This window comes from Microcystis sp. LEGE 00066, from assembly GCF_015207925.1.
Lineage (GTDB): Bacteria > Cyanobacteriota > Cyanobacteriia > Cyanobacteriales > Microcystaceae > Microcystis > Microcystis ichthyoblabe_A.
Genome location: NZ_JADEVX010000148.1, coordinates 1 through 10,726, shown reverse-complemented (window position 1 = coordinate 10,726; position 10,726 = coordinate 1). Strand labels below are relative to the sequence as shown.

The window sequence follows — 10,726 nt, the reverse complement described above, 5'->3', positions numbered from 1 at the left end:
TTTTTGGTGCTTTACTGTTTCTCAAATGCCTTTTTTCGCTCCTTATGTTTATTTTTATGCTCACTTTGATTTTTTCTCTCCGTAATTTCTCTCTGTGACAGCTTAGGGTGCGGAATGTGGGTTGTATTGCTGATGCTGTCTCGGTTCTAGGGTTTGACTAGAGACAATTCTCGCTCGCGTTTTCCGAAAGTCCCACCTTAGAGGAGTAATTTTGGCGCTGTCAACCAGAATAACTGACACTTACCTAGGGGATTTTCCTGATTGGGAACCTCTAGACCAATTATTCCCGCTTTTTTGACCGATAATTTTCCTTGAAACTTGCCCCAAACCAGCATTTCCGTCCAATAGCCTAAATCCGGTTCGTGGCCCACCAGTGCGATCGCGTTTTCCTCTCGCTGATAGTCGGACTTTTGCCACCACTGCACCCAATCTTGAATATTGCCATTGGGCGATAGGGGATTAAATTGCTCAATTTTACTGCTTAAACCCGCTTTTTGCAAAATTTCGGCGGTTTGCACGGCACGCACCAATGGGGAAGTGAGAATTAGGTCAAATTTCACCCCCAACTGTCCTAATCTTTGGGCAACTTTAGCAGTTTTTGCCTTACCTTCCTCGGTTAAAGGACGTTCCCTATCGTTGAGATAATCCTCCGATTGTCCTGCTAATCCATGACGCACAAAATAAAGTTTCATATCAGTGTCGGGTCGGTCTTGGCGATGATAATAGATAGCTGAGGTCCGATAGCTAGGTGCGAATTACCTTTTCATCGGGGTTAACTAGATGGGAAAGTTTCTGTTTGATTTGGGTGTCATACAGTTCCCACTTGAGTTTTGCGTATTCGGCATTATTATTAAAACCACCGAGGAAACCGATAGGAATTTCAAAACCTCCGGCCATATAACGACCACCACCAAAAAAGCGACCTTGGTTATCCTGTCCGAAAGCTTCCTTGAGAAATTCATCGGGATCTAGGGTAATTTTACTGGTACGCATAGAACCGATGACTAACTCGATATCCTCATCTTCATCGTGAACGATACCATAAACTAAAGCCGTGTGAACATTTTCTTCTGTCACCAAAAAATCGGCAGCCTGGGGAATCGCATCGCGGTCATCATAACGCAAATAACCGACCCCGGCGATCGAATAATTATTTTTAATAATACGGTTTTTTAAGGCCCGTTCAATCACATCCATCACCCGTCGGGATCTGGCCGATTGTAGGACAGCGTTTAATAATTGAGCATCGTAGAAACGACTGAGATAACCAGCAGCAATAAATTCGCATTCTTGCGCTTGCATTAAATTATTCGTATCCGATCGCAATCCGTGCATCAAAGCTGTGGCACACTTAACATGGACGGTATCGCTAGTATTAAAATTCAGTAACCCTTTTTGGATATATTGGGTTAACATCGTCGCTGTTGCCCGGATTTGGGGACGAATATCAACAAATTCCGCCTCTAGATCCCCTTGGCGAGTATGATGATCAATCACGGCAATAACGGGAATTTTTGCCTGTTTAACCAGAGTGGTTAACTGACTATTGGTTCCCTGACCATCGACAAAAACACAACCCTGATAAACGGAGAGATCTCTATCCTTGAGGGTATGGACTCCCCAACGTTTAGCCGGTAAACCCGTTAGTTTTACCAAAGCGACATTTTCCTGATGGGAGAGAGTACCCGCATAGACTATATCGCAGTGAATATCGTACTGCTCGGCGATAATTTGATAGGCCCAGGCACTAGAAAGAGCATCCGGATCTGGGAAATCCTGCATCACCACAATTTGATTTTCGCCGCGGTGATTTTCCAAAGTACGTCGCAGGCGATCAATCAGGGAAATAAGTAGGGTATCATTACTAACCGTGACTGGAGGAAGGGGACATACTGCCGGCGCTTCCCCTAACACTACATCGGTTTCGAGGGACTTGGCAGGAACTAGACTCAGTAATTCAGCCATCATTTTTAGAAAAGTTTGCTTAAGGGTAGATTCAGTCGGGATTTTTTGAGCTAATTAATTCTAGACGATATTCTGGCTCGATCGGTTTATCTCAAATATTAAGCTTTTCTTGCCCCTAGCTCCCCACTGTCGGGCTGTAACTCTAGTCTATCAAAAGACCTCTCCTGTTTGTTCTGGGAGAGCGGTCAGGAGTGAGGGCAATTAACCATCGCTGCCATTACTTGTTAAAATAGATAATTTAGATAGTCAACAGCTTACCATTAATCATGGATAAACCGATAGATATTGAAGTAGTTAGAACTGAAGCACTAAGAAAGCTAGGCAGAAATATAGTTAATTTTTCAAAGATTGAAGGTATTTTAAAGTATCTACTTTCAGTTAGTCAGCTCGAGGGATTATCAACATCAACCCATAACCAGTTGGTTGACAATTATGAGAGATTTCGTAAGCACACATTAGGTCGCCTAGTTCAGAAATTACATAACACTGTGCTAGTGGATGATAGTCAGTCTGAAGCTCAACTAGACTCTTCTGAGTTAGGTATGTCTTTGTCATTTAAGGTTCCCTATAGTGACTCAGATTTCTTAAATGCTCAGAAACAGGCTCTCTCAGACATTGTGGCGGAACGAAACAAGCTGATTCATGAAGATTTAGCGCTACTCGATACTAGCTCTATAGAAGACTATTATAAGTTAATCAGTCTTTTGGATGAACAAAACCCTCGATTATTAGCTCATCTTAAAGAGCTTGGGTGGATGCTAACCTCATTTATAGAGGGAATAAAAGACCTTCAAGAATTCATTAAATCACCAGACTTTCACCAGTTTATACACTCTAGCCAATCCGATGCCTAACAAGTGCGTGTACAGGGAACGGCGGCAGACACTATCGGTTATAATGCAGACAGTTGGTCACACCCTGTCCCCAGGAAAAACTTTTTCAGCAGACCCTAGCTATTATACCGATAGGACGGGTTGGCCGGTAGAAATGGCTTTTTCAACGATATCGGCGGCCATTTTCACTCCTCCAGTCTTCTGCATCGCTTTTTGCATTCTCAGGGCATTTTCTCGGTAACTGGGAAAGGATAACACCTTTTCAATGGCCTTTCGTAAACGGGGAACTTCTAGACGGGAAATCGGAATCACTTCCCCGGTCCCCGACCATTTTATCCGAGCAGATACCCCCGGTTGGTCGTTAGCGATGGGAATGGCCACCATCGGTACAGCTTGAGCAAGGGATTCTAGGGTAGTATTTAAGCCTGCGTGGGTGATAGTAAGAGAGGCTCTGGTTAAAAGCTCTAATTGGGGAGCGTAGGGAACAACTAGGGCGTTTTTGGTGGTTATTTGAATGTTAGAGTCGGTATTGCCCAAGGATAAAACTAATTGTACCGGCAAATCGGCACAGGCTTCGGCGATCGCATTAAAGGCCGATTGTAGGCGATTTTGAATTGTACCGAGGGAAGCATAAATCAAGGGTTGTCCGGTTAATTTTTCGTAGGGAAAAGGAATCGTTTTTCTGGTGGAGGAATCGTGAAAGGGGCCGGTAAAGTGAAAGTGAGCGGGTAAATTTTGCCGAGGAAACTCGAATTCGGCAGGTTGTTGGCTAATTTGGGCGATGGGTGAATAGCGTTGATTGATGTTTTGATAGGGAATTAACCCCCATTCTTGACGCTGCCGGTTGATTAACTCATTCAGGGGACGAGTCAGAGAGTCAAGGAGTTTATAGCCAAGTTTATTGCGAATAACCCCGATAAATGAGGGATTATAGTCCCAAGTGGTCATAAAGGGCGGAATAAGCGGATCGCGATTTAAAACCAATGCCCCAGCAAAACTGACAAAGGGAATAGCTAATTTTTCTGCGATTGTACCTCCTGAGGGGGAGACTTGATCGACAATTAGGGCATCAATTCCCAAGCGACGCATCTCTTGAGGGATAGTTTCAAAGAGGGCAGCGGTAGAATTAGTCACTGATTGTACCGTGCGACGGACGGCGGCTGTTCCCTGTAATTGACCAATTTCGGCTAAATTTTTGGCTGATGTGCCTTTCGGATATTTGTCCGGTGCAATTGCCTGAAAATCTAACCCGGCTGCTTGCACCATTTCTTCACCATCAAGAGTTAGAAAACAGGTAACTTTATGACCTCGTTTTTGTAACTCTTTTCCTAAAGGTAGGAGAGAATAAATATGTCCAGAAGTTGTAGGACAGAGTAAACCAAAATGAGTCATTAAACACCTCCACAGGTTTTCTTTAATTCTTCTAGATTCCAGAATGCACCACCCAAGGCGGAGAATTGTATTCCTTCAAAGCAGTTACGCACGGCCCCCAAAGCGAGGGGATTGACAAGATAAATAAAGGGGACGTATTCCTGTTGAAGTTGTTGAATTTCATTATAGATAACTTTGCGCTTCTCAAAGTCTAATTCTTGGGAACCTTTGACGTATAAATAGGCGATTTTTTTCTCCCAATCCGCCGCTTGCCAGCCTTGAATTGGCGGGCTGCCGGGTTGAGGTTGTTGGTTAAAAGCGTGGAGATTTCCATCTACATACCAAATATTAGGGGCGTGGGGTTCATTATCGCCGGTAAAACCTAAAATATGTGCTTCCCAATCTAGACTATTACTTAGTTTATCAACTAAATTGCTAAAAGCGATCGCTTGAAAATCCACTTGAATTCCTATTGCGGCTAAATCATTTTTAATTTGCGCCCCAATTGCTTCCCGGATTTTATTTCCTGCGTTAGTAATCAGGTTAAATCTAACGGGATTATTATCGGCATCGACTAGCAGATTATCACTATTATACTTAAATCCCGCCTCTAATAATAATTCTTTGGCTTTTTCGGGATTGTAATCGTAACCTTTCAGGGTTTTATCGTAAAAAGGCGATTGGATAGAAAGAAAAGAATTTTGTTCTTGTCCTAACCCTCGATAGATATCATCAATCATTCTTTGACGATTAATGCCGTAGGCAATAGCTTGACGGAAATTTAAGTTATTAAACCACCTGGATTTAATTGGCTCTACTAGGGGTTTTCCGTCGCGTTTGCCTTGGTTGAGATTAAAACCGATAAATTGGGTTCCGTAGGCAGGTCCGCCGTTAAAAATAGTAAAATTTCCTCTTTCTTCTTCGGTTTTTAAGAGGGAGAAAAATTCGGGAGTTACCCCAATAGAATCTAAACTTCCCGAACGAAATTGTAGTAAAGTTGTGTCCTGCGATTCAACAATTGCCCAAATTACTGAAGTTATATGGGGTAATTGTTGTCCACGGTCATCTTTTTTCCAATAGTAAGGGTTATTCTCAAAAATAATCCTTTGTCCCGTGATATATTCTTTTAGTTTATAAGCACCATTAAAAACAATTTTATCGGGAGGAGTATCTAACCCCCAAGTGGAGAGAAATTCTAACCTACCATCGGGGCTTTTTTTCTGAATAGTTTTTTCTAAAGCGTGTTTAGGTAAAATCGGTGAACTGACAGCATCTAAAAAAGGAGCAAAAGGTTCGGGTAGTTTAAATTCGATTCGGCGATTATCTAGTTTAGTGATAACTGGAAATTCTTTTTTTAATCCTATTCTTAAACTATCGCGGTAGTTGTTGGGAATATCAGGATTTAGATATAAATCTTTATAGGTAAAAACCACATCATCAACGGTTAAGGGTTGACCATCCGACCATTTTAAACCCTCTCTCATAGTAAAAATAATGTTCAAATTATCATCGGAAATTGTCCAAGATTCTGCCAGGACTGGTTCTTTTTTGCCAGTAATGGGATTTTCTGTTAATAGTCCTTCGTAGGTTAAACCAAAAATATTCGGGGATTCGGCCGATAAAACAGCATTAAAGGTTTTTGGGTCACTTAATACCGATATGACCACTTGATTGCGTCTAACTTGATTACCACAAGCAGTTAGGGAAATCAGCAATAAACAAGAAATTAAAAATACCGTTAATCTGCGCCAAAATTTCACCATAATCTTTAATATTTTTCTGTCCGACTATTTAGAAGTAAAGACCTTGTCTGGCTATATAGGGTTTGCTGAATAAATCCAAAAACCTTGTTGGGTAAGACTTTTAGACTTTTTGTCAATCAAAAAGTACCAGGTATGGGAGTGATCAGGGGGAAAATCCCTGGACTTTTTCCCTAAAAATTAGGTAATTGGCCACCTCAAAACCGGTAAAACCCCACACCCCACACTCCACGAAAAACTTTTTGCCGCAAACCCTAACTATTGATTATGTTTCCGCTGCAACTAGAGCACAGACTAATCTTCGCTTTCTTGATCATTCCTCTCTTCAAACCCTAGCCAAAAAAGTAACGCATTCTCAACCCCCATCATTTGCTCAGATGTCAGATTTCCTAATTTACGCAAAAGCTTTGCATGGGGAATTGTAACGATGTTTTGTACATCAAAGACTCCTTCTCTAAGGAAGCGAGCTTAGACTTTCACTTCCAATCTTGAACCACGAGAGCTTGTCGTATGTGGAACCAGAGTCGCTAAGGCACGCTCTTGATTGAGCGCAGGAATACTGATAACCAAACAGGGTCTGACTTTGGCCACATAACCCAGATCAACCAGCCAAACCTGACCACGATCAGGGCTATCCATAGGAAGCTTCCTGATCATCTAATTCTAGAAAAATTCCCTCGGCATTGAGGACTAGATCTTCATCAGATAAGGGCGGAAAATCCAGGTGAATTGTCCGCTTCAGAATCTCTAATAGCAAATCTAACCGCTCTGAGTCTGTCAAGCGGTCAAAGGTATCTAAAAGTTCCTGAACTATAGCAGTCATAGCGGTTGCCCTATATCTGCTCAATACTATAACACAAGCTTAACAAGGATCTTAGTCATTCCTTGACAGCCCCAATAAATTCTGAATGTAAGTTTGGAATCCCCCCAAACCGCCATCGTCATCCCAACGCTGTCTGAAAGTCGGTAACTTCTCCAATTCCATCACATTCCCACCCTGATACCTGACTCGATAATCAAACATCTTATCTGCTTTTGCTGATACAGGTGGATTATCAAAATCAATAGCCCAAAGCACCTCAACAATTCGATAGATGTCGTAATCATCCTTGCCAATTTCACGTTCGGCTTTGCAGTCAAGAACTTTTACTAAATGGGTAACATACCCTCGCTGTCTGAGTAGTATCAAACTATCTTTTTCGGGTTTATTGGCATTGACTTCATCGTCTTTCCATGCCAGTTTGAAGGAATCAGAAACCTTATATTCCCGATATGCCCATGTACCATCGTTTCGCTTTACATTTTTAGTCCACTTCAGATATTGTAAATCCATGTCAATATCTCTAAATAAAACTATAAGTTAAACTCGATCGCGATGACGGCGATCGGCGATAAAAGACTCCACCAATTTAACATCTTCGATACTACCGATCACTAAAGGTGTGCGGGTGTGTAATTTATCGGGAACGATATCTAAAAGATTTGTCACCCCATCACTAGCTTTACCTCCTGCCTGTTCAATTAAAAAAGCAAGGGGGGCAGTTTCATAAATTAAGCGCAATTTTCCCTGGGGATTTTTAACAGTACCCGGATAGAGAAAAACACCACCCTGCATTAAAATTCGATGGATATCTCCCACTAATGCCCCACTGTAACGGGCTGTGTAACCATCATGACGGTGGACATAACGAGTATAGTCGCGAATTGCCTCATCCCACTGCCAAAAATTGCCCTCATTGGTACTATAAATCGGGCCATGGTCGGGGATAATAATATTCTCTTGGGCGAGGATAAATTCCCCTAAACTGGGGTCAAGAACAAAGGCATGAACACCGCGACCGATCGAGTAAACTAAAATAGTCGAGGGTCCGTAGAGAATATAGCCAGCGGCGATTTGTTTACGACCATTTTGCAGTAAATCCCGCGCCTCTCCGTCTAAATCATTGCCTTCCTGTTGACGGATGGCAAAAATCGAACCCACATTTAGGTTAATATCCACATTGGAAGAACCATCGATCGGGTCGTAGAGTAGGGTATAGCGACCGATGGGACAGTTTTCTGGGATATAATAGGGTTTATCCATTTCCTCGGAAGCAAGACGGCAAACTAAACCACTTTGTTTAAAAACCGAGATAAATACTTCATTGGCAAAAACGTCCATTTTCTTGACTGATTCCCCTTGTACGTTGGTTTCTCCAGTAAAACCTAGCACGTCCGCCATTAATCCCGCTTTACTGAGACGACGGGCAATTAATTTCCCCGCTAGGGCAATCCGACTCATAATTGCGCTTAAATCCTGTGCGTCGGGGGAAAAGCTTTGTAGTTGTTGCAGGACGTGACGGGAGAGGGTGGTACAATCTCGATCGAGGCTATGTTCGGGGATAGAAAAGGGAATATTGCTAACCATAACTGTAATTGCCAGTAATAAAGTAAAAAAAGGGAAACTCGTCTAGTCTCAATTATGACTATGATTTGATCCTAGCCAAAATTTTTCCCATTGCGGGCTAATTTTTAGATCAGTTTTAGAGTTGGCTAATTTTTATCCCATTGATCATTAAATTTTGGTCAATAAGTAGCTGTTTATAATTAAATTGAAGATAAACTTTGGTTTCGATCCCCCCTTGATAAGCTATCCATTAGTCACATCTTTCTTAACATAAAATTTGACAAAAAGAGAAAAGTGTGCAAGATGGCTCAAGGGGGTTCTATAGGGGGACTAATTTGTAGCTTGTAGTTGGGAGCATCTCACCTTTGTAACCCCTAAATCAGGTTTTTATGTCAAGCTATTTTGAAAGCCTTGCTAGAAAACAGTTTTAGGGATAAGTATAATTACTCACTTGCATAAATGAGATGCTCCCTTTGTAGCAATGATGTGGCCTCTAGATGAGAATATTTTGTCTCTATTTTAAATTTTTTGATGACCGATAAGACAACTTCTATAAATATATCATTCAGTCCATGTTTGTATAATTTATCCATGACTCTCCCAATTTTATCATCATTGATATAATCGGTTTTTATTTCTTCTCCCAATAATTCTTCGATTCCTTTATCTTCAAAAAATTGACTAAATAAGTATAAAGGCCTTGAAAGAAATCCTAATCCATTGATTAGAATAGCTTTGACCACTGTTCCTGCTGAAATTTTTTCTCGGGAGTCAATTCCTAATTTAGAGTTGATTATTTCAACTATTCTTATTTCGTCAATTAGTCCAGCTACTATTCCTAAGTGATCTAGGTTTTTAATTTTTACCTCTGAGATAGGAGACAATTTTTGTACCTTTAATAGATTTTTGAGCTTTTTGATTGTCTCACTTTTTTGGGACTAATTCTCTGAGTATTTTTATTTATTTTTTCTTGAATGAGTTTATGCTATTTTATGCTACATTTTGAAGTGCGGAGTGTCGGATAAAAAAAATCAACCCATGAACGAACAACGCACCCAATTCTGTCTAAATTATGATTTTTTTGATTGTTTGATTGACTAGGATTTTGGCTCTCTTGGATTTAGTGGGTGAAATGTATTCTAAGATACATTCCTCCTAGCGAGGGGGTGGAAGGAACCACAAAGACACAAAGGACACAAAGATTGATCGATCATATTGTAAGTTAAACTTATCACACAGAACCTATAAGAGCCGGATTTTTTTCGGCTATCATCCCGGTGATACAATTCTGATAATCTCCCCATTCAATCTAAACAGCGCACTCAATTGATTCTTGACGATGACTAATGAGTTCAAAAGTTATCGCTGCTTGAGGTTCAAGAGTAATTAGATGATTTAGTTGTAATAATTCTGGAATCATCTGTCGTAATTTAGCTGTTAAAGCTGCGATGGTATCAGCTTCGATGACTAATCCCGGAATATCTTCACTCTCTGCTACCCACACTTGCGCTTCTCGATCCCAAAATGCTTCTATTTGGTACGGTTTTTGATTCATGATGATTTAGTTCAAGTGAGTAGAATTAGCTTATATATCAATCAAGATTATACAGTGCGATCGCTTTTCTGACAATCTTACCACCAATCCCCAACTCTTGATGATTGCCGATGAATCGCTTATAATTGAATCAAACGAACAAAGCACCCAATCCTATCCAACCCTAATTAGGTGCTGCCTAATTTTCAATTAAGTACGGGATGATAAAATATGCAATATCAAGTCAATCTCAAACAAACAGAAGAGGGATATGCCGTTTGGTGTCCTAGTTTACCCGGTTGTGCTTCTCAAGGGATAACTAAAGAAGAAGCACTCAATAATATTCAAGATGCAATTCAGTCTTATTTAGAAGTTGCTGCGGAGTTGAATCAAGGGATCGAATCTTATTATGTAGAAGTTGAATTAAATCATGCCTAGTCTTGCTGAAATTAATCATCAAGGTTCTTCGGTTTGTCTTATGCAATAGACGGGAGTTATAAGGGATGGAACCCTTATAGAGAAAGACATTGGGCGATTTTTGTCAATTGTTTTTTATCTAAAGCGAACTAATCAATTAAATCCCTTACCAGATAAAGATTTTGTTGATTTATGCCCCCCTATCGAACCATAACAAGTAACGAAGAGCCATCATCAACGAGCAATTAAAGCATTTGAAAAAGCAGGATTTCAGATGGGAGCAAGTCAAAGCTGAAGAACAAATAAACTACTTGACAAAAGCATCAATTGGGCATGGGATAGAGAAAAGAGTGGGGAAAAGACAAAAATGACTCCAGAGCAACAACAAGAACTTAACCAACATATTCAAGCGATAGCCAAGATTCTTCATCAGGAAGCTGAGGCTGAAAAAATCCAAACT

11 protein-coding genes and 1 pseudogene are annotated in these 10,726 nt (G+C 40.8%); 2 read left to right on the top strand and 10 right to left on the bottom strand.

What is annotated here, in order from left to right:
* Positions 1-197 precede the first annotated feature (197 nt).
* Together sixA and IQ224_RS17605 are read right to left on the bottom strand one after the other, a co-directional pair.
* Entirely contained in the window at positions 198-692 is a 495-nt protein-coding gene (sixA, locus tag IQ224_RS17610) for a phosphohistidine phosphatase SixA (RefSeq protein ID WP_002749620.1), read from the bottom strand.
* 52 nt (positions 693-744) lie between these two features.
* Complete coding sequence (locus tag IQ224_RS17605) at positions 745-1,968, bottom strand: bifunctional oligoribonuclease/PAP phosphatase NrnA (RefSeq protein ID WP_002749621.1); 1,224 nt, start codon at positions 1,966-1,968, stop codon at positions 745-747.
* 263 nt (positions 1,969-2,231) lie between these two features.
* On the opposite strand from IQ224_RS17605, the gene IQ224_RS17600 reads away from it, so the two are divergent.
* Positions 2,232-2,819 carry a hypothetical protein gene (locus IQ224_RS17600; RefSeq protein WP_002749622.1) on the top strand — a complete coding sequence of 196 codons (588 nt, stop codon included), beginning with the start codon at positions 2,232-2,234 and terminating at the stop codon, positions 2,817-2,819.
* Between the two features lie 102 nt (positions 2,820-2,921).
* Here IQ224_RS17600 and IQ224_RS17595 read toward each other — a convergent pair whose 3' ends face one another.
* The 8 genes and pseudogenes from IQ224_RS17595 to IQ224_RS17560 form a co-directional block, all read right to left on the bottom strand.
* On the bottom strand, positions 2,922-4,190 hold the full coding sequence (locus IQ224_RS17595; protein WP_002749623.1) for a glycosyltransferase: 1,269 nt from the start codon (positions 4,188-4,190) through the stop codon (positions 2,922-2,924).
* Positions 4,190-5,932 carry an ABC transporter substrate-binding protein gene (locus IQ224_RS17590; RefSeq protein ID WP_084989878.1) on the bottom strand — a complete coding sequence of 581 codons (1,743 nt, stop codon included), beginning with the start codon at positions 5,930-5,932 and terminating at the stop codon, positions 4,190-4,192. Before IQ224_RS17590 ends, IQ224_RS17595 begins: the two co-directional genes overlap by 1 nt.
* A 465-nt stretch (positions 5,933-6,397) precedes the next feature.
* Entirely contained in the window at positions 6,398-6,568 is a 171-nt protein-coding gene (locus IQ224_RS24310) for a type II toxin-antitoxin system PemK/MazF family toxin (protein WP_002740540.1), read from the bottom strand.
* Positions 6,561-6,752, bottom strand: coding sequence for a hypothetical protein (locus IQ224_RS17580; RefSeq protein ID WP_002740538.1), 192 nt, complete (start codon positions 6,750-6,752; stop codon positions 6,561-6,563). The genes IQ224_RS24310 and IQ224_RS17580 overlap by 8 nt, the downstream gene beginning before the upstream one ends.
* Before the next feature lie 51 nt (positions 6,753-6,803).
* Positions 6,804-7,262, bottom strand: a complete 459-nt coding sequence (locus IQ224_RS17575) for a hypothetical protein (protein WP_036399280.1) — start codon at positions 7,260-7,262, stop codon at positions 6,804-6,806.
* Between the two features lie 27 nt (positions 7,263-7,289).
* The gene (gene fbp, locus IQ224_RS17570; RefSeq protein WP_194033286.1) at positions 7,290-8,336 is read right to left on the bottom strand and encodes a class 1 fructose-bisphosphatase; all 1,047 of its coding nucleotides are present in this window, start codon (positions 8,334-8,336) and stop codon (positions 7,290-7,292) included.
* Between the two features lie 461 nt (positions 8,337-8,797).
* Positions 8,798-9,199: pseudogene (locus tag IQ224_RS17565) on the bottom strand (DUF4277 domain-containing protein); the annotation flags it as partial.
* Between the two features lie 425 nt (positions 9,200-9,624).
* A complete protein-coding gene (locus IQ224_RS17560; RefSeq protein ID WP_002740528.1) occupies positions 9,625-9,870 on the bottom strand; it encodes a DUF1902 domain-containing protein in 246 nt (81 codons plus the stop codon).
* A gap of 210 nt (positions 9,871-10,080) precedes the next feature.
* Here IQ224_RS17560 and IQ224_RS17555 point away from each other — a divergent pair, with 210 nt between their 5' ends.
* On the top strand, positions 10,081-10,287 hold the full coding sequence (locus tag IQ224_RS17555; protein WP_002740526.1) for a type II toxin-antitoxin system HicB family antitoxin: 207 nt from the start codon (positions 10,081-10,083) through the stop codon (positions 10,285-10,287).
* Positions 10,288-10,726 lie beyond the last annotated feature (439 nt).